This window comes from Yoonia sp. SS1-5 (assembly GCF_038443705.2).
Lineage (GTDB): Bacteria > Pseudomonadota > Alphaproteobacteria > Rhodobacterales > Rhodobacteraceae > Yoonia > Yoonia rhodophyticola.
In genome coordinates, this window is the sequence record NZ_CP151767.2 from 1130190 (window position 1) to 1151896 (window position 21707).

The window sequence follows — 21707 nt, forward strand, 5'->3', positions numbered from 1 at the left end:
CTATCGAGATGATCAAGGAACAGTCACGCGGCGTGCAAATGGCTGAGGTTTGCCGCAAGCTTGCCCTTGGGCGCAAAAACTACCGCGTCGTCGGATCACCTGACGGTGGCCGCGCCGGTGCTGCGGCATACGCCCTGATTGAGACCGCCGAACTGAACGGCGTTGATCCGTATACCTGGCGCGCCGATACCATGGCCCGCATTCCTGATGACAAGATCACGGGCGTGAACGACTTCCTGCCCTGGGTAAGCGGAAAGGTCATCCAGTGACTGCTGAACGTCCCGCACTTGGCCTGCGGCAGGCGTCTTTGTCTTTGACTGAATACGACCCCAGATGGGCTGCCTTGTTTGCGAAAGAGGCCGCATTGATCGCCCAAGCTCTGCCAGATGTGCCATTTGATATCGACCATATCGGCAGCACCTCAGTACCCGGTCTGGCGGCAAAACCTATTTTGGACATTGCCATGCGCTCAACCCAGGGAGAGCAGATTGCGACCGCCCTTACGAAGATGGGTTACATCGACAGAGGCATTCGAAGCGGGCGGCTGTTTATCCGGCTGAGCGATGGCAACATCAGAACCCACAATCTGCATCTGTACCATCCCGACGATGCAGACTGCCGCGACCAAATCGCCTTCCGTGACGCGCTACGAGGCGACCCAAAACTCCGGGATCAGTACGCATACCTGAAACAGACACTCGTTGAAGAGCTCGGCGACCAAGGCCGGGGGCTGTATGCAGGGCGAAAGACCGCGTTCGTAAGAGCCGTCATCGACGCCCAGAAGAACTAAGGGCGGTCAGACCCGACGCTTACGTTGCTCCACACGCCATATTCGAAGTTCGGCGGGCAGTCTCAGGCCGGACAGCCATTTGAAAAACTGTATTGAAGCTGCCAAATTTCAATCAATCAATGTGAATATGCGACCAGCCTGGTCCAATTGATGGGTCTGTCGCGCGCGCCGCCGTTCCGTCGCGATCTTGTCCATATCCTCGGGAAGTATTGCTGCCAGAAACGCAAAATCAACGTTCGGCACGGGATAGGTATGCCCGTCATATCGTTCATCAAACGCTGTGTCGGGCACGCGGTAATTCGTACGTCCGGGCGAAAACAACGTCCCCATGTTTTCGTCGGATTCAAGAAACTGCATTGATTTGACCCCGCGGTAATAGTTGCCGCAGGCGTCAATATAGGTGTCCGACAACATGACACGATGGACACGGTCGGCCAATTGGCATGGGATTGGGCGACCGCTTTCTTCAGCCCGCGAGATGACACGATCAATAAGGGACTGTGCCCGGGGCCGGCCACCCGGCCGATCATCGCGAATTTGCGACAGAATGCATTCGTCGTCGCGACCATCAAGTTCCCTTCGGTCGAACTCTGCCCGGTCATAGACATGATAGGTTTTCAACGATTGCGACGGATGGGTCGGATACAAATTGTCATCCTGAGAGCATTGGAATGGCCTGATCGTCAACGCCTCTAACGGCAACCCAATGGGGTAGTGGTTGCGAAAGTCGCGCAGGGCGGTGGTATCAATGTCCTGTGGCACGTTGCGGTCCTATTTGTCCCAACCCGCACCGTATCTGGCGATGTTGCGCTTTCGGTTTGTCGCGTCGATCCGCGGCATTTCAATGTTGAACAGGGCACGTGCCGGGTGCTGGTCGGCATCACATCGGAAATTGGGGCTATCAGAAAGCCCCTCTTGGCCCAAAATCAAGAAACTATAAGCAAAGGAACTAAAGGGCGTGTCATCCCAATACCCACAGCGGCGCGCCATATCCAGCAGCGCAGTTTCAACGGTCGGCACTAATGGCTGGCGCAGAAATTCTGCCTCTTGCTTTGCAAGTTGTCTGACGCATAGCCTGCGCTGAAACGTCTCGAAGGCAGCTACGAATTCCGGCGTCAGCTCTGGAAAATTGGTGTAGCTTTCTGTCGCTTCTGCCACATCCGTCAAGGCGCATGAATGTACAACCCAATCAGCCGATGCGATATCGGAAGGCGGCGCCTGTTGAAGGTCAACGGGCACGACCAATTCCTGATGCAACGCATCGGGAACGCGGGGCGTGAGTATCTGCGCAGTCAGCGCCTCTGCGGTGCGATCAAACCGGAATACGGTTTCCTGATAACCGCGGGCAATGATGTGATCACCTGGCGTCATCAGATGGGCAGCCAGACCGGGGTCTGCGTGCATCAGGAAGAAGGTCATGATCATTGGAATGGCAAGTTGATATGACCCTAATTTCCCAGTTGCCGGGTGAAAATAATACTGGCGGGTTCCCAGCCGGTCGGCAAACGCGCGCGCATCCATATGCGTGTTGACAAGCAGCGCATGACCGTCAAACACCAGCTGCCTGATGCTGTCAGCATCATCTTGATCCACGGGGACTGACACCGTGGTATCAACGTCACCAACTTTTGCATGATCACCAAAGCGGGCAAGGGTCGTGATGCTTTGCTGCCCCGCATCATCCATCATGCTGAGATCTGCAACAACAAACACTTGCTGGGTGGGCCGATCAGTCATTTCGGCCCGCTTTGAGATCACATTCGCCATCGCCCAAGACAGAAAAACCGGGCACGCCCATGGCGCCAAGGGGAATAGATGGGCGTATCTTACCGATGAATACATTCGGCGACCCCGCCGACGCAGCCCCACCACAGTCGATCGGGTCACCAATGCGGCCAGCCTGCTTGCCATTGATAAGAACAGTTGCGCTGCCTGACGCCAATGCGCGGGGATGTGGGGGGGCTGGACAGGTTGCACAGGCATGGGGCGCGTACGCGTCGCCCTGGCGGACCGCAGGGATCCCATTCACAAAAACATCTTGTGACCCGGCTGTGGCTGGTGTCGGTGGGAAATGGCACCCATGCCCGGTGCCAATATCGCCTACGCGGGTTGCAGGCTTACCAGTCATTTCAAACCTTTCTCAACAGACCACATCATGGCATCGAGCTCGCGCTGCGACCAGGCGCAAAAATCGGAAGATTATCGCCCAGATAGCGTCGCCCCCAACCGCCGCGCGCATCACGTTTCGTATGCATACTGTTCCAGGCAGAGCGGTCCGTCGGATTTTCGCCGGTTTCTTGCCGAACATCTATCGGCCCGCCCGTCACCTCGGCATAGTCAAGCGACACAAAGCAGGTCAGGTCGGACCCAAGTTTGTCGGACGCAAACGCCACTTCTCCGATACCGTTGGCCATCGCAATGCGCCGGTTTCCACGTAGCTGCGCCAAGGCCGACCCGACCCGGCGATGGGTCGCCAACATCAAGGGCGCCGTCGTGCTATCAAGCAAGAACGCCTCGGCATTTGGAAATCCGTCTCCGGTCATCCGAAAGGCAAAGGACATCTCATCATCATCCCGGTCAATTGTCAGGTGCAACGAGCACGTGACATCCAGACCCGGTACCACATGCTCCCACACCGCTTCTCGGGCCGTTTCTGAATCGCCCAGCGGCATTGCAAAATTCTGACCCGTATAGGAAAGCATCAATTGCGCGGATTGATCGCCATCTTCGATATAGGGGTCCACTTGTCCACTAAGATTTGCTGTAGGCTTGGTGCCCGGCTGACTGTAATCCTGATGCAGAATACCGGTCAGTCCGCTGCTGGGATCTGAATCGATCTTTTCAAGGACCACAGCGGGATTGTTCAGCCCGATGCGGACAATTGCATAAATCCTGGCAGTATCACCAGAATCGTGACTGAAGCCGCGGTCATCACCATGATACCCAAGACCTGAGATCCCGAAATTTGCCTGCGGGTGAAAAGAGCGCACGAAAAGACGAATAAAGCTCATGGTTCAAGCCGATCTACGCGGGCGTCGCACACCTGAACGGCGGCGAATTCGATGCATCCATAGCGCTCTGCTAAAAAACCCATATTCAACTCGGCGCGGGCTGCCCGGCTTTGTGAGGTCGTCCACTCTCCGGCGTCGATATGATGGGTAAGGACCGTGTCATAGGCCTCTGTTTCGCCGGTGACCGGATGGACGCCAGTGCCCGAACCGACGCCAATGCGGTCCGTTTTGATATTATGCGGATTGACGTCTGCGTTCCGGGTCCGAAATCGGTAGGTATAGGAAGCACCGGCCGGATATTGAAACGTCACGATTGTCTTTTGTGATCTGACATCAGCACCCAGCACGATCTGGTCAGGACCTGTCGGGGTGACACGGTCTTGGGCAATGTTGGGTCGATCTTCGGGCACCACAAACGCATCTGCTGGAACTTCTTGCGGCAAAATAAGAACAACCCCGCCGTCCACAGCGATTTTTCCCCCAAGGTAAAGGGTCAGGTCCACGTTCATCTGTGCAGTTCCTTTTTCAGTGTTTGCAAAGCCCATAACTGTCACCCCGACAATCACGAGGACGGCAAACGCCGAAATGATTGTGCGCCGCAACATGTCTAATTCAACTCAATCCGACCGGATTCCATCGTGATCCTGTCTGACTGACTGACATTTAATGTCTTGCCATTAAAGGTAATTGTTCCATCTGATTTCATTGTCAGCACGGCAGCGCCACACCGTATCTTGATCTCTTCATGGGCATCAATGACTTTGCGGCGACCAACAACTTCTTTCGAATTTCCGCCAACAGACACCTTCAGGTTCGTTGAAACATTGGAGGTTTTTGATTGGCCGACACGTTCCATCGCCGCACCTTCGACATCAAGCGAGTAGGCTGAATCAGCATCAAGCCGGATCGTCCCTAGGGCAGAGATCGAAAAATTGCCCTTGCCAGCGGCAATCGACTCAGAATTCAGGGCGTATGCTGCGGGGCGCAAACCATAGGGGTCCTTGCGCTCGTCCCCATTAATGGCGCTGCCACCGGAACCGGTTCCAACATTGATGGCATAATTCGCGCCGATATTGGCCACCCAGGATTTTTCGGTTTCGGCGAGTTGGTGGCCACCGATGGAAATGATGCAGTTATCGTCAATACGGGTGGTCGCATGCTGATCGACCTTGGTGGTCATGTCGCGGCTGGCGCGCAAGAACAGCTCTTCACGCCCATTCTGATCTTCAAAACTAAGCTCATTGAAAGCCGTCAGATCACCACCCTGATGCGTATCGCTTCGGAACACGCTTTTCGTCTTATGCTCGGGCAGCGGGTAAGGTGTCTCGTTCTTTCCATTATAAACGCAGCCTGTCACCAGCGGCTTATCTGGGTCGCCCTCCAGGAATTCGACAACAACTTCCATGCCGATGCGCGGGATCACCATGCCGCCCCATCCTTTGGACGCCCAGTTTTGCGATACGCGGCAGCGCATTGAATAGGCTTTTTCAAGGTCCCAGTGGAAATGCACCAGAATGCGGCCGTATTCATCGCAGTCGATCTCGCCTGCGCCGACCACAACGGCGGTTTGCGGGCCGTGAACCACGGGGACCTGCGTTTTGCGTTCTGGCGCAAGCGGAGCAGTCACCGGCATCAGGACGTATGCGCCGGAATAGGCATGGCCGTCGCTTGTCGTATCACCCGATCCGTAGGCATCGGACAGATAAGAGTGACTGGCCGACAGACAAAGGTAGTCAGCCCCCTTTACCCCGTTCACCTGATCACCGGTCAGTGTGAGCTTCATTCCCGCCCCAAGCGACGTACAATCACCCACGGCGCGATGGCGGGCATCCTGACCCCGCTCTTGCAGGATGCGCAAACCAACTACATCCTTGCCAAGGCCTTGTTCGTGGTAATCACCCGGATAGTCATAGCTCTCGGTCTGCCCCTGCGCATAAGCGGCATCACCGGCGCGCTCGACCTCCATCGCGGCGGTCGGTTTCTTAAAGTTGTAGTCCGTCAGCCGGATCGCACCCGTCGTCATGCGCCGTTCCGGGTGCCATTCCCAAAAGTGCTCTTTATTGGCTTGGCGGGCACCTTCGACAGGTTTGTATTCGCGTGAACCACCTGGAATGATCGGATGCGCATCAACGGTATCGGTCAGAACCAGCGTGTGTGATCCAACTTTATGGGCAAAATGGTAGTTGATGCCGAACCGCTCCATCAGACGGGTCGCAAAGGCCAGGTCGCTTTCGCGGTATTGGACGGTGTATTCAAGTTCGGGACAGGATCCCGACAGGGCCACGTCTAACGCCGGATCACCCAAACCACCGTATGGCGCCAGCAGTTCTTCGAGAATCTGCACGACGGTCTTGTTGTGAAAAATGCGCTGATTGCGGCGCTGGCCGGCCACCCAAAGCCATGGTCGCAAGGTCAGCGTATATTTGTTGCCATTCTCGCCGACGCCTGCCCACTTGGCTTCGGTCACCAGCCCGTCATAAATCCGCGTCCCGTTATTCTGACTTTCGATTTCGACAGACGCGTGTGTCCCGATCAGACCGTCAAAGTCGATGTTGGGTTCGGTCGACAGCGCCTCGACACGGTATTCGAACAGATCATTCATGTGATCCACGCCGTCAAAGCGCAGCAGGACAAGCGTATCCTTGCCAAGAACCGTGGTCAGCTTTCCGAGGCGCTTATCCTGCGTAAAAATCGCGTTCATTTCTGCGGTCCTTGTGAAGTTGAAGGCTTCTATTCAACATCACGACACTAACCATTCCAAGAGCTAGATCAATCACTGGTTGAGGTTTGAAGACTGTAACCCGTCTCGGCGTTTGAGACAGGCAGCATTGTATTGCTAAAGGAGTGTCCTTTGCTCATGGCAATCTTTGAAACGATACGAGGTGAGGACGAAGATTGGGCCGAATGGATCGCTGACAGACCTATTCACGAGATCAAGCGTCAGAGGCGACGGAAGTTTTCTGCTGGTGAGAGGATCCGGATTGTTTTGCACGGGCCAGGTGGCGAGAATTCGACGTCTAAGCTTTGTGGCCGTGAGGGGATTGCGGAAAGCCCGTATGATAACTGGTCGAAGGATTTTATGGAGGCCGGGAAGAACCGTTTGGCTGGTGACACAGCGCGGACCGGATACTTACCAAGCTGGGCATCCCGCCCACCACATTCCATCGCTGGTATGATCCAGATCTACAGCGTGTTGAGGCGGGTCCACAGGATCAGTCTCCTAAGCCAAAGCATGTCTGGAACCCTGTACCAGACCAAGTTAAGCGCAAGGTCGTCGACTTCCCCTTGCAAGAGGCGGAACCGTCAGTGCGAGAACCGGCCGTGACGTTTACAGACCAAGAACGATACTTTGCGTCAGTGTTCACAGTATATCGTACGCTCAGTGCTCATGATCTGATCACCAGCTAGGCCTTCAACGTCCTCCAGGCGGCGAACGGTTTCAAAGACAAACGACTGGCATCAATCAGCCTTGGCAAACGGATTTTACCTATATCAAGGTCTCGGCGCCGGTCTGGACCGATTCCACCGTCGCCCCCGTCTCAATATCGGGTTCGGCGGTGAGTTCGAGCGCCGCGATCCGGGCAAGATCGCTTCGGTAAACAATGATGAAACCGTTCTTGCACCCGCGCGCCCCGGTTTCGAGGAGTACGCCTTCCCTCAGAAAGCCTCCGATTGTTCGCTTGATGGTGGTCTCCCTCAGCTCGATGTGCCGCTGGATCATTCCCTTAGAACACTGGATGCCAGAACCGTCATCGCTTTCCGTGGCGGCTAAGAACATGGAGATCTGCGTAGGCCTCGCGCTTCCGAACTCGCGTTCCGCGCTTATGTTCGCGACCCGCCAGCTCATCGGAAGGCCCCAAGCTGCGCAAGGACGTGCAAATTTTGTAGGCTTTGTAGCAGAACTCCGCTGTTTCAGCAGAATTCGGCCCGAAAGCTCGCGGGACTTTCTGGACGCGTCTGCACAAAGCCCTGTAAATAAGCCATATTTTTCAGTGCCAGCGAAACCAGAAGCACGCGCAAAAAGAACAAAGCCTGATTCTCGTGACCCGAAAAAATCGCGTGTTTTCAGATCGATATCTGATTCGAAAAAACGCGAAGAACCAATAGTCTGCGCAAGAAACCAATAGCGCGCGCAAAACTTTTTCAAACTTTTTTGACCCATCTGATCAGATGGGAAACGCGAAAAAGCCCGCGTCAGAAACGCGGGCTCTAATGGCACCAAAGTGTTTTCTTGGTCTACCCTGTCAGAGCTTCCACAAAAGGGTGATCTTTTCGGTATATCGTTTCGAATCTGGAATGGGTGAATGGTGTAGCCGCGGAGTTCGTTTGTGTCTTGGATACCCAGGCATCAATGAAGTGATCTACATGCAGTGTGCCTGTGTTTCGGACCCGCGCCATGCCGATGGCGCCAATGGTCAGCTTGATAATCAGTCCCCATCGAAAGGCACCAGCGGCGACGAGGCGATGATAGAAGTCTTCGGTCGAAATCTTGTCATCTAGCTCAAGTCTGGAGGTTAACGCGTAGCTGCTGACGATCTCATGGACCGTATCAAAATCGTCAGGCAGTGAGATGTCGTTGAACTTAATACGGTTAATCAACCGATACAGCTGGGGCTCCTCCCGCAGATACCCATCGAGCTCTGGAACACCTGAGAAGATAAGGATAAGCGGCCAATCGTGCGACTTCATGAGGGTTTTGAAAGAGTCGAGAATGGCGAGACGGTCAGTGTCATTCTTTTTGCGGAAGATGTGCTGGGCCTCGTCATAGTGAATACCCACCACACCGGCGAGCTTTGCCTCTGTCACAACCCGCTCCCAGATCTCCACCTGCGTGAGGCGCGCCTTACCGTCTAGTGGAAAGCCGATGGCCCACATGGAGTTTCGGCCCAAATCTTTCCAGCCCTGCGTTCCTGTGAGAATGCATTCGGCAAACCGGGCGGGCTGTCCCGTCGGTAGCGGGATATTACTGGCGTTGAACCGCTTCAAAAGCTCCTCGATCTCCTTGGTCTTCCCACTGCCGGATTGCCCAGTTACTAGGATACTTTCGGTCTCAAATCGTGACCCGCTTTCGAGGCAGCCAAGGTGATGGCTGAAAACACGGGCGAACTCGTTCTTGAGGCGCTCAGCTCTTTCAAGCGGAAAAACGCGGTCGACGGTGCCTGACGCTGTGTCGCGGATAGCGGGGATGACGAATTCATTCATAGTTTGCTCTTTTTTATAGGTTTGAATTTGTGGGGCGCTCCTTTGGACCTTTCAGCTGACGTTGCCTTCGCTTGGCTTGTGTCGATAGGGCTTGCTGAAGGCAGCTCTTTTGGCCCCAGGGCAGTGGGATCGATTTCTTGCGCGATGTGAGTTTCCACAGTCTGGGCTGATCCCTGAGGGTCACGATGCATGATGTTTCCAGGGGCCGTAGACGGACCTGTACGAGACATTGGAATATACTCGACATTCGCGATCTGATCAGCTTGCCTTCGAAGCTCATCAATCTTTGTGTATGACGAAGGCAGGTTTGAGTCAGGAAAAAAGCCAGATTCTCTGACGCGGCGTGCGCGTGCCTTTCGCAGATGTTCATCATGCAAGGCACGCTTCTCAGGATTGTCCTCAATAGCGGAGCGCATATCAGCAATTGCTTCTTCAAGCGTCAGGTCGGCGAAGGTGGTCATCCTCAGATCTGCAGTGATCACGTCGGCGTTTTCTTGGTTTTGAATGCTTACAGACCGGAGATCATCCGGGTTTAACAATACGGTGACCTCTTTCGGCGCACCTGCTGCAAATTTTTGCAGCGCCGTCGAGTTGTAGGGAATATTGAAGATCTTCACGCCTTCCGATGTCGTCGTGGCGGTCGTCTTCTCGCCCAGATGAAGACGGAGCATCTCAGCTTCAGGGGCTTCAATACCTCCATAAGCTTCAATCATTTCATCAAGTTTCTGCCGCGGCGTAGCCCCGTACATACCAGTACCTCGATGAGGGCTGTGAGGATATTCATCAATCCAAAAGCGTGTAATGGTGCCCATAAGTGTAAAACTTCAGACTTGATCTGACGGACATCTCAGCTTGCGACGCTGAGAACGGGTTGCGCACTGTCCGATTGGTCGTGCGTTTTGATCGTCTTCTCGACAGCGATGTGTAGCGTTTCGCGGAAGGTCTGCATAGGTGTTTTGCCATAGCAGTGACGTCCCGAATGTGGCCGCTGTTCGTTGTACTTTGCCAGCCACGCATCCAGATCGGCCTGCAACTCTTCGACTGACCGATACAGTTTCTTGCGGAATGCGATGTCGTAGAACTCATCCTTGATGGTGCGATGGAACCGCTCGCAGATGCCGTTTGTTTGCGGAGAATTGGCCTTGGTTCGGGTGTGGTCCACGTCCTCGACGGCCAGATAAAGCTGGTAGGCGTGGTTCTCGACCTTGCCACAGTATTCCGTGCCCCGGTCTGTCAGGACGCGCAGCAGGCTGATCTCATGCTCTGCAAAGAACGGGATCACGCGGTCGTTCAGCAAGTCGGCCGCGGTGATTGCCGTCTTTTCAGTGTAGAGCTTGCAGATCGCCACGCGGGCATAGGTATCGACAAAGGTCTGTTGATAAATGCGTCCGACGCCCTTCATTGTGCCCACATAATAGGTGTCCTGGCTGCCCAGATAGCCAGGGTGGTGGCTCTCGATCTCGCCATGGGCTTCTTTCTTGGCCTTGGCTTTTTCCAGCGCGGCCAACTGATCCTCGGTGAGCAAGATACCCTCTTGGGCGGCACGGGCCTCCAGGGCCTTGAGGCGCTTTTTCATGGTTTCCAGATCATTACGCAGCCAGATCGACCGGACGCCCGACGATGACACCATGATGCCTTTCTGCTGCAGCTCCCACGACGCCCGTTTCTGACCCAGAGCCGGGTTGTCGATGGCCAGTTCGATGACCGCCTTCTCGACATGTTCTGGCACGCGGTTTTTCATCACCGGCTTGCGGCGGCTGAGATCCATCAGGGCTTCTTCGCCACCCTGATCGTAAAGTTCTCTGAACCGGTAAAAGCTGTCCCGCGAATAACCCATCACTTTGCAGGCCTGCGACACGCTTCCGAGCTGTTTGGCCAGTTCCAACAGCCCCAGCTTCGGCTTGATGATCTTCTCTTGAATACTTGTCATTGATCGACACTCCTTGATTGCGCTCCAGAAGAGCAGAAATGTCAGATCAAGTCGTGTGTTTTACAAGTAAGGTCGGTCAGTCGACTCTAATGCCGCAACCCCCGCTCCGCATGCGCCTCCTGGCTGTCTAGCTGTCCCTCAACCTCTCGGCGGCTGCTTTCGCTAAGGTCAAGCTCTGCTGCAAGCTCGCGTCCAGCGTCTTGTAGCTCGCCTCTTCGTTCAGCAATCCGCTCAAGGCCTTCATGGATGCGGCTTGTGAACGAATGAGCAAGGTCACGCAGTCCTTTAAGCCAGACAGCTCCCTCTCGATCCTGCCGGTCGAGCGTGTCTCCAAGGCGGTCAAGTCTTTCGCGGAGGCCTCGAAGGCCGTCACCAACCGCTCGACGCAGGCGAGCAAGTCGCGTTCCAAGGCTGTCAGTTGGGTCATCTAATCCTCCTCGATCCGAATGCAGGTCACGTGTCTCTCGCCCATCGTGCAGGTGCGCAGCCGTGTCTTCGATGGGTCCAGGATCAACCAGGTCCCCTCGGGCCGTTCGATCCGTGTCAGGCCCAGTTCCGTCAGCTCCGAGCGCGCCAGATGCACCGTCCAGAAAAAGCTCGCGACCATCATCAAGGCGATCCCCGTCAGCACCATCGCCGCGATCAGCCAAGGCGAGATCGTCAGCCAAAGGCGGACCGATCTCAGCCGCGTCTCGAACATGCTCGCTGTCTCGGTCTGAAAGCGGCGCGTATCGCTCGCGATGGTATGCTGCGCGGCGCCCACAATGTTCTTCAAATCGATCCTGAAGCTCTTGAGCTGGGACGAGATCAAGGCGACGTGTTCCGCCCGGATCGTGTCGAGCTCCGCGTTCAGTTTCTCGCTCAGCCGGGTCGGCTTGCCAGTCTTCATGGAAAATCTCTCCTTTCAGTCGCCAGCGTTCGCCGGTCACTGGATCGCGGGCGGTGATGTAGGCCTTGCCGGTGCGCGGCAGGTCGAAGCCTGCGTCGGTGAGCGCCTCCGCCATGGACGCGCGATCCTTGATCAGGCCCATATCGATCTGGTCCTGTATCCAGGCGTGCAGCTCGTCTCGGCCTTGGGCGCGGGTCGGGGCTTCGACGGTGTCGCGCACCTCCTGAGCGCGCTCCACATCCATCGGATCGGCCCAGCCATGACGCTGGTTCATCATGTCCCGCAGGCTGTCATAGGCGTCCTGGTATCCGGGCGGCGCGATGTTCAGGCTCTTGCCTGTCGTCAGCTCCAGGCGCGGGATGCAGAAGTGAAGCTCGACCCGGCCTTCGTGGCGATGGCGGGCCCAGAGCACCTCATATTGCTCAGGGTCCAGCCCCGCGAAGGCCAGACGCTCGAACCCGTCCATGACCTCGGCCTGTTGGTCCTCGGTCGGGTCGTCGCTGTCGGCAAAGCTGATCACGCCCGCGCGGTAGGTCCATTGGTGGCGGCTGGCGTCGATCAGGGCTTCGGTGCGCTCGGGGTTGCCGCGCAGGACCTCAGGCAGAGGGTCGCGTGTGACGGTCTTGGCCTGGCCGTCAGCGTCGCGGATCAGGTCACGATTGCCGTCATAGGCCAGCACGCGTTCGGCCACGAGGTACCCGACCGGCCCCGCGCCCGCGCCTTTGCCATTGGGGAAGAACTTGATCAGCACCGCCGCGCCTCATCAAGGAGCGCGGCGAGCTGGCGTTCGATCACCACAAGGCGGCGGGCGACTGTCAGCGCGTCGAGGTCGGTGCGTCCGACCTTCATGGCGTGGTTCAGCCAGCGGGCGATCTGGTTGAGGTTGCCGCCGATGCGCCCGACCGCCAACACAAGCGCCGGATCGACGCGGGGGACGGGCTTGCGGCGGCGGGCTTCGGTGAGGCCAAGCGCCTCGCGTAGCAATGTCGAGGCAGGCAGGCCAGCGGCCTCGGCCTTCGCGCGCAGATCGGCCTTCTCGGACGCGGTACAGCGGAAGACGAAGGTCTCGGTCAGCGGCTTTTTGGCGGGGGCTTTGCCCGCGCCGGTGGGGTTCGAATGGGAGGCTTGCCGCCCCTCGCAAGGTCCCGTGTCATCGGCGCAGCCGTATGACATGGGTCGCCTTGCTGTTTGCTCTTCGGTCGGATCATTGGTGCTCATGATCTGAGGCCCGCCGCCTGGATTTGCGCCTGCGTCACAAGCTCTGCAGCCAAGAGCGCGTCGACTTGGCCAGGTGTGATGTGGCGGCAAAGAGGATGCTTGTCAGTCACCCAATTCGCCAAGCCTGCCAGCATCTCGGCCTCCTTCGCCTTCGAGGCTTCTCGGCTTTTGGCGATGTCCTCGACGAAGGTCCCCCATCGCCCGGACTTGAACCAGTTGTCAGAGAAACAGACCTTTGACCGGGTGAAGCCAGCGCTCTGCGTCGCGTAGGCCTTCACGGCTTCGGTCAGGTCTTTGGTGCTGACGCCTTCGTCCAGCGCCGCCCTGATACGCCCAAGACACTCAGCCTTCCCGCGCATACGGTCGGGTGGATAGGCAGACAATACCTTTTTGGCTTCTTCATCCGCCGCCACCACGCGCTCGCGCGTAGGAGGTTTATGGGTGGTTTTAGGATGGTTTGGGGGCCGTGGTGGCCCCGGTACCCCGGCCACTGTGGCCCCCGTTCCGGGTCCAGTCCGGACGGGGTCCACTGTGGCCCCCGTCTCGATCTCGGGCTCAGCGGTGAGTTCGAGCGCCTCGATCCGGGTCAGATCGATCCGGTAAACGACCGTGAATCCGTTCTTGCACCCCCGCGCGCCGGTCTCGACCAGGATGCCTTCCTTCAGGAAGTCCCGGATCGTCCGCTTGACTGTCGTCTCCCCCAGCTCCGTGTGCCGCTGGATCGTCCCCTTCGAACACCAGATGCCCGAGCCATCATCAGACGCCTTGTCGGCTAGAAACATGATGATCTGCTTGCGCGTCGCACTCCCGAACTTCCGCTCTGCACACGCATTCGCCACACGCCAGCTCATCGGATCGCCTCAAAAGCCGCACAGACGTGCGAAATTTGTACAGGTTTTGTACGAGATTTCGCTCGTTTTCGGAGAATTCGGCGGAAAACGAAACGGGCGTTTCTGCACGCTTCCGCACAACGCCTTGCAAATAAGCCATATTTTTCAGGTGGTTTTGGCGACCCCGGCAGGATTCGAACCTGCAACCTGCCCCTTAGGAGGGGGCTGCTCTATCCAGTTGAGCCACGGGGCCTGTCGCCGTTTTATGGGGTATTCCGGACCCGGGCTTCAAGACCCAATAGGCATTAGCCCGAACACCCGATCAGTATTGCTTTCGGTGACAGACAAGCATGCCAATGTTGCAGGTTGACGAATACCCGTTGCATGCGGCTCAGCCGGAGGCACGCACACCAGCCAACGCGGCGAAATCGCTAAAATCCAAGTGTGATTTTGCGCGTCACCAACAGGCTGCCGGTGAGTTGATCCTCGGATTGGGTGATCGGGCTGTCGGCTGCAGCGTCGCGTAGCTGGTCGTACCGGATTTTGCCCGTCACGCCCCAGGTATCGTTGAAATCATAGGTGGCTTCGGCTTCGATACCCTGGCTCAGGATACCGCCGCCAGCCTCGAACGCGTCCAGACCGCTTGCACCGCTTTCGGCATCAGTCACGCCAAAATAGGTCTGCGCGTAGTCATCACTGCCCCACAACACGCGTGGTCCCGCGCTCAGGGTGATTTGCGAGGTCGGGCGGTAGATGACGTCGCCACCCAGTTCGCCCACAAGGGATTCGTGCCCGATCACGCCGTAGCGCAGATTGGCAAACATCTCAAAACCGGGCTGGGTAAAACGAAGACCACCGCCAAGCTCCAACGACGGGTCGATATCTTCCAGACCGGACAATTCGCTATAGTCATCCGCGCTGCGTTCTTTCACGAAACGCAATGATCCGCCAAAACCAAGGCCCGTGCGCTCCCCGCCGACGCTCAGATCACCGAATTGCAAACGCTCCAACTTGAAACTGCCGGCGACGCCCAACGCGTTATCTTCGGCGCCGAAATATTCCGGCGATGATTTCGGGCCAACCCCAAGCCGGAATGTCACGCCATCACCACCCTCTTGCGCGGCAAGCGGTGCAGGGGCGGCAAGGGCCAGCATCAGGCAGAGTTTTCGGACCATTCCAGATGGCTCCACATTGTTCTGAACCCAACCTACCCCATCCCCGCTTATCCACAAGCCCCTTGGCGGCAGGTCGCTTTAACGTTACCTGCACCCAAAACGCAGGAAAGGGCCGGAATGCTTTCTTATCAGCATGGATTTCACGCCGGCAATCTGGCCGATGTACACAAGCACAGCCTGCTGGCATGGGCGCTTAACTACATGGTGCAGAAAGATAAACCGCTGAGCTATATCGAGACCCACGCAGGCCGCGGGCTGTACGACTTGCAAGATACGCAGGCCCAAAAGACCGGCGAGGCCGCCACTGGCATTGATATTGCCGCCGATTGGTTTTCGGGCGATCACCCCTATCGGGCTGTGCTGACGCGCGTGCGCGATGCAAACGGGCCCAGCGCCTACCCCGGATCGCCGGTTGTCGCCGCCGAGATCCTGCGCCCGATGGACAACATCCATCTGTCGGAGCTGCACCCGAAGGAATATGCCGCCCTGCAGGACAATATGCGGCCATATGGCGGTGTCATCCGGCAGCGCGACGGGTGGGAAATGGCCATGTCAACCTGTCCGCCAGACCCCCGCCGGGGATTGATGCTGATTGATCCATCATTTGAGGTAAAGGCCGATTACGAAACCATCCCCAAGACCATCGCCAAGCTGCACCGGAAATGGCCCGTGGGGGTGATCATGCTGTGGTATCCGATCCTTACCGACGGGCCGCATCGCCAGATGACCAGCGCGTTGCGCGCCCTTCTTGCGGACGGTTTCAAACACGAGGTCACATTTCCCCCTGCCCGCCCGGGACATCGCATGATTGGGTCCGGTCTGTTTGTCCTCAATCCGCCCTATGGTCTGACAGAAGAGGCCGCATCTGTTGCCCGGCTCTTTCAAGATCGGATCAAGACGCCTATGTAGGCTTTCATGTTTGGAGATCTTCTAAAGCGGCTGACCGCACATGAACCTGTTACGCTGCCCGACGCGGATGCTCGGCTGGCCCTTGGTGCCCTTCTTGTTCGGATTGCCCGGACCGATGGTGACTACGCAAAAGTCGAGATAGAGCGCATCGACCGTGCCCTGATGTTGCGCTATGATCTGACGTCATCCGAGGCCGCATCATTGCGTGCCGAATGCGAGGCGCTGGAGGATGAGGCCCCCGACACCGTCCGCTTTACCCGTGCCATCAAGGACGCGGTTGAACATGCCGACAGGCTCGCCCTGGTCGAGGCGATGTGGTCGATTGTTATGGCAGATGGCAAACGCGATGATGAGGAAGACAGCCTGATGCGCATGGTCGTGTCCCTTTTGGGCGTCACCGATCAGGAAAGCCACACAGCCCGGTTGCGTGTCACCGAATGATTGCCAGCCTGCCGATGTATGCGCGCCCCGTAAACCGGGCCGCGCATGACCTGTTGTGGGAACTGATCCGCGACGGCCTGCGCCGGCATGGCATCGCCGCCCCCGACAGGCTTGATCACGACATCAACTATTTCAAAAGCTGGGGCCGCCCCGATCTGGTGCTGGGCCAGATCTGCAACCTGCCCTATCGGGCGGTGTTTCACGACAGTGTCACCCGTATCGGGGCTGCGGACCACAATCTGCCCGGCTGCCCGCCGGGGTATTACAACAGCGTGATTGTGATGCACCAGGACCGCGAACCAACTGGCGCAACACTGCTTCGTTTTGCGTGCAATGATCTGTTGTCGCAATCAGGCCATGTGGCGATGCGAGACTGGGCCGCTGAAAACGGGGTCACCCTGAAACCGCCGATCATCACGGGCAGCCATCACCAGAGTGTTGCAGCAATTGCAAATGGCACGGCCGATATCGCCAGTATTGATGCCAATACATGGATCATGGAATGTGCTGATGGTACCGCCGCAACGCAATGTCGGGAAATCGGCCGCAGCGCCCCCTCGCCCGGCATGACGTTCATCACCCGCAGCGGCGAAGATCCAGCCCCCTATTTCAAAGCAATTTCCGCCGCGATCCACGCCCTGCCGGGTGAGGCGCGCGTAACGCTCAACCTGCGCGGGATCGTCGCCTTGCCGGATGCTGCATATGGGGCGCCTGTGCCGGATGATATGCAAACTGCCCCAGCGTAACTTGGCCCGGTATAATGGGAGCGCATTGCAAAGGCCCCCGAAATAGGCCCTAATCCTCACCGGGATAAATGAACAAAGCTGCCAACACGTGACCGACCCTGCGCCTGTGATCGAAATCCGCGACCTGCATAAGTCTTACGGGGCTTTGGAGGTGTTGAAAGGCGTGGATATCGTGGCCCCTGCCGGCCATGTTGTCAGTCTGATTGGATCGTCAGGATCGGGCAAATCAACCCTGTTGCGCTGCGCCAATCTGTTGGAAGACAGCCAGCAGGGCGATGTGCTGTTCTGCGGCGAGCCGGTCAGCTGGAAAGGCGCGGGGCTAAACAGGCGCCCCGGTGATCATGCGCAAATGATCCGCATCCGCACCAACCTGTCGATGGTGTTTCAGCAGTTCAATCTCTGGGCGCATATGACGATTTTGCAAAACGTGATGGAGGCGCCAGTTACCGTGCTGAAACGCGACAGGGCAGAGGTTGAGGACAAGGCCCGCACCTATCTGGACAAGGTCGGGATCGGGGATAAATGCGGCGCGTATCCCGCGCAGCTGTCCGGCGGCCAGCAACAGCGCGCGGCCATTGCCCGCGCGCTATGCATGGAACCCAAGGCGCTGCTTTTCGACGAACCGACCAGCGCGCTGGACCCTGAACTGGAACAGGAAGTTGTCAGAGTGATCAAGGATTTGGCCGCCGAAGGCCGCACCATGATCATCGTGACCCATGATATGCGGCTGGCCGCAGATGTCAGCGATCATGTTGTCTTTCTACACCAGGGCAAAATCGCCGAAGAGGGCCCGCCTGACGCCGTTTTCGGACATCCGAAAACCGAACGACTGCGCGGATTTCTATCCGCCACACAATAATCATCAAACGGGAGAACGACCGATGAAAAACCTGATCCTTTCCACTGCAGCACTTGCGCTGCTGGGCTCCATGGCAATGGCTGACGGCCATGCCGTTGTGCGCCTTGGCACCGAAGGCGCCTACCCTCCGTATAACTTCATCAACGATGCGGGCGAAGTTGACGGGTTCGAGCGGCAGGTCGGCGACGAGATTTGCGCACGGGCCGAGCTGACCTGCGAGTGGGTGACAAATGAATGGGACAGCATCATTCCCAACCTTGTCTCGGGCAACTACGATGTGATCATCGCCGGCATGTCCATCACCGATGAGCGTGACGAGGTCATCGACTTTTCCGAAGCCTACACCCAGCCTGACCCATCGGCCTATCTGGCCGCGTCAACCGATGTCGATCTGGCCAATGGCGTGATTGCCGCGCAGACCGGCACAATTCAGGCTGCATTTGTGGCGGCCTCGGGTGCAACCCTTCTGGAATTTGCCACACCGGATGAAACCGTTGCTGCCGTCAAAGCCGGTGAGGTTGATGCGGTTCTGGCTGACAAATCCTTCCTTGCGCCCATCGCCGAAGCCGATGGCGAGGTCGTTTTGCTGGAACAGGAAGAACTGATCGGCGGCGGTGTTGGTCTGGGCGTGCGTGAAAGCGACGGCGAATTGCGCGAAAAGCTGAACGCTGCCATCGTGTCGATGAAAGAAGACGGATCGCTGAACGCCCTGATCGCCGAATGGGGCGTGGGCGCCCAGTTCTGAACGGGTCCATATCCGCAAATCAAAGGGTCGCCCACGGGGCGGCCCTTTTTCATGCCGCGCGATCAGAACCGATCCGGACGATAAGGGGCCAACAAGGCCTGATCTGCATTGCTCAGACGCCCGCCGATATCTTTTGAAATCAACTCGCCCATGATCGGTCCCAGCGTGATCCCGGAATGCATGACCGCCACGTATACGCCATCGGCAACGCTTCCGACGATTGGCAAATCATCGGCAGGGACAGGGCGTTCGGCGCGGATGATCTCAGCCCATGCCAGATCGTCCAACCCCGCGAAATGGGTTTGCAGCCGGGCCAAGGCCCCCTCTGCCGCCGCGACCGGGTCTTGCGCGAGGACCTCTGATTGATCGGCCTGATGCGCCACGGCGACCGGCAGCAGGAACTGGCCTGACGGTTCTTGCCTGATCTCGCCACCAGGGGTCGCCAGAATGTGCTGTAACAGATGCGCGTGCGGGGTCGTGCGCAGAATATAGGCAGGGCGCGGCACCAACGGCACGTGGCACTCGATACTTTCAGCGATGGCAGCCGTCCCGGTTCCGGCAGCGATCACAACATGATCCGCCTTGATCAGCCCTTGCGTGGTTTCAACCCCGACCGCCCGGCCAGCCTGCATCCTGATGCCGGTCACGCGAATATTCCTGATCAGCCTTGCGCCCATGTCCTGGGCGGCGGCCAGAAACTGCCCTGCAATCTCGGCCGACGATGCGGCCCCTTCGCGCGGAAAGAACAACGCCCGTCCGGGCCCATTGCGCAAGGCGGGCACAAGAGCCGCGATTTGGGCCGCGTCGTACAATTCCACGGGGTAGTTGAATGCCCGCAATCGCGCGTAAGTCTTATGCATCTGCGCATCAGGCAGATCCCAGCAAAGACAGCCCTGCCAATCCACGCTCAGCGGCAAATCCGACATCGCCCGACGCCATGCGGCAAGGCCTGCGACACGCAGGACATGATGATCTTCATTGATGAAAAAGCTGGCATTGATCCAGCCAAAGGCCGCGCTGGTCGCATCTGCCTGGCCCGCGCTGATCACGATGACGCGCTGCCCGGCCTTGCAAAGCTGAAATGCGGTTGCGGCACCGATGATGCCCGCCCCGACAACAATATGTGTTTGCACCATTTTTGACACCTCTGCCGAAATTCATTTGCGGTCTGACCGCTATACTTGGCCAATGCGTTGACACAGAACATGAATTGATGGACGGATAAACCGTGAGGCGCCACAAGACGATTGATGTTCAGTTTCTGCACAGACCCCAGCATACTTGAAGGCTACCAATGGCTAAGCTGCTACCTGACCACAGGCAAGCACATGTCGATGTATTGGGCGGTCGGCACCGTGCTGTTGTTGCTGGCGATCACCGCACCAACCGCTTTGGCGTTCGGGTTTGGCGGGGCCGCGGCCGCTCGCAGTCATATCCCGCCACTGCGGTGGTTCGGGAAAACCTATATCTCGATTGTGCGCGGGATTCCGGATATTGCGTTCTTTTTGTTTTTCGTCATCGCGCTTGATCAGGCCTTTGAATATCTGCGCCATCAGGTGAAATGCCCCGACTGGTCTGAACCGATCCGGCAAGGCAGCGACTTTGTCGTCTGTGCGGCGGCCAAATTGCCATTGGGCAACGCGCCGCAATGGGTGCATGAGGTTTACGGGTTTTCGCTGGCCATTCTGACATTTGCCATCGTCTTTGGGGCCTTTGCCGCCAACGTCCTGTTTGGCGCCATGCAGGCCGTGCCCAAAGGGCAGCTTGAAACGGCCGAGGCTTACGGCATGTCACGCCGGCAAACCTTCTGGCGCGTTCTGGTGCCGCAAATGTGGGTTTACGCCCTGCCCGGCCTGTCCAATCTGTGGATGGTCCTGATCAAGGCGACGCCCCTGCTGTTTCTGCTGGGGGTCGAAGATATCGTCTACTGGGCCCGCGAACTGGGCGGCGCGAAGCAGCCGCAATTCACCGACTATCCGCATCCAGACTGGCGTATGTGGTACTTTCTGGCGCTGCTGATTTTCTATCTGTGCTTCACCAAACTGTCCGAGGTGGTGCTGGCCAAAATCATGGCGCGCCTGACCCATGGTCAGGCGACCGCAGCGGGCGAAGCCCAGCGCAGGGCAGCCGCATGAGCTGCTGGGAGACAATCATAGACTACGGGCTGCGCAGTCAGGGCATCGGCGAACGCCTGTTGCCCCGCAGTGATTTCACCCTTTGCCAGCAATTCACCCTGATCGGGTCGGGAATGATCTGGAATATCTATTTTGGCATTTTCGCCCTGTGCAGCGGCTTCTTTCTTGCGACAGCCGTCGCCATGGGCAAGGCCGCCAGGCACCCTTTGATCCGCAAGCCTGCGGAGTGGTTCATCTTTATCTTCCGGGGTTCGCCGCTCTTTATCCAGTTCTTCTTTGCGTATTTCGTGTTTCTGAGCCTCAAGGGCGTCTATCCGGTTTTCGGCCCGCTTACCTCGGCCTGGGCTGGCGCGCTGCTGGTGTTGTTTCTGAATACGGCCGCCTATTCGGGTGAAATTTTCTACGGCGCGCTTCAATCCATTCCCAAGGGCGACACGGACGCCGCAGATGCCTATGGCCTGTCGGGCTGGCCGCGCTTTCGGCGGGTGATCTGGCCAACCATGCTGCGCCTTGCCTGGCCTGCCTACACGAATGAGGCGATTTTCCTGTTTCACGCGACAACGCTTGTGTTCTTTTCAGGCTTCCCCGCGCTGCAGCAGCGCGGCGATGCGCTATATTATGCCAATTACTTTGCGGATAAGACCTTTAACCCGTTCATCCCCTATCCGATCCTCGCGGGCTATTTCATCCTGCTGACGCTCTGCGTCATCTGGATTTTCGGGCGGGTCAACAACCGCTTGAACAGGCATCTGCCGCAGGATCGGCGCAAACGGCTGAAACTGCGCCCGCAAGTCATCCGCTAGCGCCTGCTTGCGGTGCTCCACGGA

24 protein-coding genes and 1 tRNA gene are annotated in these 21707 nt (G+C 57.7%); 9 read left to right on the forward strand and 16 right to left on the reverse strand.

Annotated elements, in window-relative coordinates; translation table 11 throughout:
* The first annotated feature begins 8 nt into the window (after positions 1-8).
* Positions 9-269 carry a transposase domain-containing protein gene (locus tag AABB31_RS07175; protein ID WP_342078786.1) on the forward strand — a complete coding sequence of 87 codons (261 nt, stop codon included), beginning with the start codon at positions 9-11 and terminating at the stop codon, positions 267-269.
* Entirely contained in the window at positions 266-790 is a 525-nt protein-coding gene (locus tag AABB31_RS07180; protein ID WP_342078785.1) for a GrpB family protein, read from the forward strand. Before AABB31_RS07175 ends, AABB31_RS07180 begins: the two co-directional genes overlap by 4 nt.
* A 108-nt stretch (positions 791-898) precedes the next feature.
* Here the strand turns inward: AABB31_RS07180 and AABB31_RS07185 are convergent, their stop codons facing one another.
* The 15 genes from AABB31_RS07185 to AABB31_RS07255 all read right to left on the reverse strand — a co-directional run bounded on the left by AABB31_RS07185 (position 899) and on the right by AABB31_RS07255 (position 15045).
* A complete protein-coding gene (locus AABB31_RS07185; protein ID WP_373635575.1) occupies positions 899-1552 on the reverse strand; it encodes a hypothetical protein in 654 nt (217 codons plus the stop codon).
* Between the two features lie 9 nt (positions 1553-1561).
* Complete coding sequence (locus tag AABB31_RS07190) at positions 1562-2527, reverse strand: hypothetical protein (protein WP_342078783.1); 966 nt, start codon at positions 2525-2527, stop codon at positions 1562-1564.
* Positions 2520-2918 (reverse strand): PAAR domain-containing protein, encoded by a 399-nt coding sequence (locus tag AABB31_RS07195; RefSeq protein WP_373635576.1) that lies wholly within the window; start codon positions 2916-2918, stop codon positions 2520-2522. The genes AABB31_RS07190 and AABB31_RS07195 overlap by 8 nt, the downstream gene beginning before the upstream one ends.
* A 25-nt stretch (positions 2919-2943) precedes the next feature.
* The gene (locus tag AABB31_RS07200) at positions 2944-3801 is read right to left on the reverse strand and encodes a hypothetical protein (protein ID WP_342078781.1); all 858 of its coding nucleotides are present in this window, start codon (positions 3799-3801) and stop codon (positions 2944-2946) included.
* Entirely contained in the window at positions 3798-4406 is a 609-nt protein-coding gene (locus AABB31_RS07205; RefSeq protein WP_342078780.1) for a hypothetical protein, read from the reverse strand. The genes AABB31_RS07200 and AABB31_RS07205 overlap by 4 nt, the downstream gene beginning before the upstream one ends.
* 2 nt (positions 4407-4408) lie before the next feature.
* Positions 4409-6502 carry a type VI secretion system tip protein TssI/VgrG gene (locus AABB31_RS07210; RefSeq protein ID WP_342078779.1) on the reverse strand — a complete coding sequence of 698 codons (2094 nt, stop codon included), beginning with the start codon at positions 6500-6502 and terminating at the stop codon, positions 4409-4411.
* A gap of 786 nt (positions 6503-7288) precedes the next feature.
* Positions 7289-7963: a hypothetical protein gene (locus tag AABB31_RS07215; protein ID WP_342078778.1), complete on the reverse strand. Its 675-nt coding sequence runs from the start codon at positions 7961-7963 to the stop codon at positions 7289-7291.
* A 74-nt stretch (positions 7964-8037) separates the two neighbouring features.
* Complete coding sequence (locus AABB31_RS07220; RefSeq protein ID WP_342078777.1) at positions 8038-9003, reverse strand: ATP-binding protein; 966 nt, start codon at positions 9001-9003, stop codon at positions 8038-8040.
* The gene (locus AABB31_RS07225; RefSeq protein WP_342078776.1) at positions 9000-9815 is read right to left on the reverse strand and encodes a Mu transposase C-terminal domain-containing protein; all 816 of its coding nucleotides are present in this window, start codon (positions 9813-9815) and stop codon (positions 9000-9002) included. Before AABB31_RS07225 ends, AABB31_RS07220 begins: the two co-directional genes overlap by 4 nt.
* A 35-nt stretch (positions 9816-9850) precedes the next feature.
* Complete coding sequence (locus tag AABB31_RS07230) at positions 9851-10933, reverse strand: IS481 family transposase (RefSeq protein ID WP_342074941.1); 1083 nt, start codon at positions 10931-10933, stop codon at positions 9851-9853.
* An 86-nt stretch (positions 10934-11019) separates the two neighbouring features.
* Entirely contained in the window at positions 11020-12573 is a 1554-nt protein-coding gene (locus AABB31_RS07235; protein ID WP_342078775.1) for a relaxase/mobilization nuclease domain-containing protein, read from the reverse strand.
* Positions 12567-13040, reverse strand: a complete 474-nt coding sequence (gene mobC / locus AABB31_RS07240) for a plasmid mobilization relaxosome protein MobC (RefSeq protein ID WP_342078774.1) — start codon at positions 13038-13040, stop codon at positions 12567-12569. Before mobC ends, AABB31_RS07235 begins: the two co-directional genes overlap by 7 nt.
* The gene (locus AABB31_RS07245) at positions 13037-13891 is read right to left on the reverse strand and encodes a hypothetical protein (protein ID WP_342078773.1); all 855 of its coding nucleotides are present in this window, start codon (positions 13889-13891) and stop codon (positions 13037-13039) included. Before AABB31_RS07245 ends, mobC begins: the two co-directional genes overlap by 4 nt.
* Positions 13892-14046: 155 nt before the next feature.
* Positions 14047-14123 (reverse strand) — tRNA-Arg (locus tag AABB31_RS07250).
* A 178-nt stretch (positions 14124-14301) separates the two neighbouring features.
* The gene (locus AABB31_RS07255; RefSeq protein WP_342078772.1) at positions 14302-15045 is read right to left on the reverse strand and encodes a MipA/OmpV family protein; all 744 of its coding nucleotides are present in this window, start codon (positions 15043-15045) and stop codon (positions 14302-14304) included.
* Positions 15046-15162: 117 nt separating this feature from the next.
* On the opposite strand from AABB31_RS07255, the gene AABB31_RS07260 reads away from it, so the two are divergent.
* From AABB31_RS07260 to AABB31_RS07280, 5 genes are all read left to right on the forward strand, one after another.
* The gene (locus AABB31_RS07260; protein WP_342078771.1) at positions 15163-15954 is read left to right on the forward strand and encodes a 23S rRNA (adenine(2030)-N(6))-methyltransferase RlmJ; all 792 of its coding nucleotides are present in this window, start codon (positions 15163-15165) and stop codon (positions 15952-15954) included.
* Between the two features lie 6 nt (positions 15955-15960).
* Complete coding sequence (locus AABB31_RS07265) at positions 15961-16395, forward strand: TerB family tellurite resistance protein (protein WP_342078770.1); 435 nt, start codon at positions 15961-15963, stop codon at positions 16393-16395.
* On the forward strand, positions 16392-17141 hold the full coding sequence (locus tag AABB31_RS07270; RefSeq protein WP_342078769.1) for a PhnD/SsuA/transferrin family substrate-binding protein: 750 nt from the start codon (positions 16392-16394) through the stop codon (positions 17139-17141). Before AABB31_RS07265 ends, AABB31_RS07270 begins: the two co-directional genes overlap by 4 nt.
* Before the next feature lie 88 nt (positions 17142-17229).
* Entirely contained in the window at positions 17230-18000 is a 771-nt protein-coding gene (locus AABB31_RS07275; protein WP_342078768.1) for an amino acid ABC transporter ATP-binding protein, read from the forward strand.
* Between the two features lie 22 nt (positions 18001-18022).
* A complete protein-coding gene (locus AABB31_RS07280) occupies positions 18023-18745 on the forward strand; it encodes a transporter substrate-binding domain-containing protein (protein WP_342078767.1) in 723 nt (240 codons plus the stop codon).
* A 62-nt stretch (positions 18746-18807) separates the two neighbouring features.
* Here the strand turns inward: AABB31_RS07280 and AABB31_RS07285 are convergent, their stop codons facing one another.
* Positions 18808-19881, reverse strand: a complete 1074-nt coding sequence (locus tag AABB31_RS07285; protein ID WP_342078766.1) for an FAD-dependent oxidoreductase — start codon at positions 19879-19881, stop codon at positions 18808-18810.
* Between the two features lie 114 nt (positions 19882-19995).
* Between AABB31_RS07285 and AABB31_RS07290 the strand changes: the two genes are divergently transcribed.
* The gene (locus AABB31_RS07290) at positions 19996-20880 is read left to right on the forward strand and encodes an ABC transporter permease subunit (RefSeq protein ID WP_342078765.1); all 885 of its coding nucleotides are present in this window, start codon (positions 19996-19998) and stop codon (positions 20878-20880) included.
* Positions 20877-21683 (forward strand): amino acid ABC transporter permease, encoded by an 807-nt coding sequence (locus AABB31_RS07295; RefSeq protein ID WP_342078764.1) that lies wholly within the window; start codon positions 20877-20879, stop codon positions 21681-21683. Before AABB31_RS07290 ends, AABB31_RS07295 begins: the two co-directional genes overlap by 4 nt.
* Positions 21684-21707 lie beyond the last annotated feature (24 nt).

Coding starts and splice junctions, on each gene's coding strand:
- AABB31_RS07175 (WP_342078786.1), top strand. CDS start 9: ATGATCAAGGAACAGTCACGCGGCGTGCAAATGGCTGAGGTTTGCCGC.
- AABB31_RS07190 (WP_342078783.1), bottom strand. CDS start 2,527: ATGACTGATCGGCCCACCCAGCAAGTGTTTGTTGTTGCAGATCTCAGC.
- AABB31_RS07195 (WP_373635576.1), bottom strand. CDS start 2,918: ATGACTGGTAAGCCTGCAACCCGCGTAGGCGATATTGGCACCGGGCAT.
- AABB31_RS07200 (WP_342078781.1), bottom strand. CDS start 3,801: ATGAGCTTTATTCGTCTTTTCGTGCGCTCTTTTCACCCGCAGGCAAAT.
- AABB31_RS07205 (WP_342078780.1), bottom strand. CDS start 4,406: ATGTTGCGGCGCACAATCATTTCGGCGTTTGCCGTCCTCGTGATTGTC.
- AABB31_RS07210 (WP_342078779.1), bottom strand. CDS start 6,502: ATGAACGCGATTTTTACGCAGGATAAGCGCCTCGGAAAGCTGACCACG.
- AABB31_RS07215 (WP_342078778.1), bottom strand. CDS start 7,963: ATGGGTCAAAAAAGTTTGAAAAAGTTTTGCGCGCGCTATTGGTTTCTT.
- AABB31_RS07220 (WP_342078777.1), bottom strand. CDS start 9,003: ATGAATGAATTCGTCATCCCCGCTATCCGCGACACAGCGTCAGGCACC.
- AABB31_RS07225 (WP_342078776.1), bottom strand. CDS start 9,815: ATGGGCACCATTACACGCTTTTGGATTGATGAATATCCTCACAGCCCT.
- AABB31_RS07230 (WP_342074941.1), bottom strand. CDS start 10,933: ATGACAAGTATTCAAGAGAAGATCATCAAGCCGAAGCTGGGGCTGTTG.
- mobC (WP_342078774.1), bottom strand. CDS start 13,040: ATGAGCACCAATGATCCGACCGAAGAGCAAACAGCAAGGCGACCCATG.
- AABB31_RS07245 (WP_342078773.1), bottom strand. CDS start 13,891: ATGAGCTGGCGTGTGGCGAATGCGTGTGCAGAGCGGAAGTTCGGGAGT.
- AABB31_RS07255 (WP_342078772.1), bottom strand. CDS start 15,045: ATGGTCCGAAAACTCTGCCTGATGCTGGCCCTTGCCGCCCCTGCACCG.
- AABB31_RS07260 (WP_342078771.1), top strand. CDS start 15,163: ATGCTTTCTTATCAGCATGGATTTCACGCCGGCAATCTGGCCGATGTA.
- AABB31_RS07265 (WP_342078770.1), top strand. CDS start 15,961: ATGTTTGGAGATCTTCTAAAGCGGCTGACCGCACATGAACCTGTTACG.
- AABB31_RS07270 (WP_342078769.1), top strand. CDS start 16,392: ATGATTGCCAGCCTGCCGATGTATGCGCGCCCCGTAAACCGGGCCGCG.
- AABB31_RS07280 (WP_342078767.1), top strand. CDS start 18,023: ATGAAAAACCTGATCCTTTCCACTGCAGCACTTGCGCTGCTGGGCTCC.
- AABB31_RS07285 (WP_342078766.1), bottom strand. CDS start 19,881: ATGGTGCAAACACATATTGTTGTCGGGGCGGGCATCATCGGTGCCGCA.
- AABB31_RS07290 (WP_342078765.1), top strand. CDS start 19,996: ATGTTCAGTTTCTGCACAGACCCCAGCATACTTGAAGGCTACCAATGG.
- AABB31_RS07295 (WP_342078764.1), top strand. CDS start 20,877: ATGAGCTGCTGGGAGACAATCATAGACTACGGGCTGCGCAGTCAGGGC.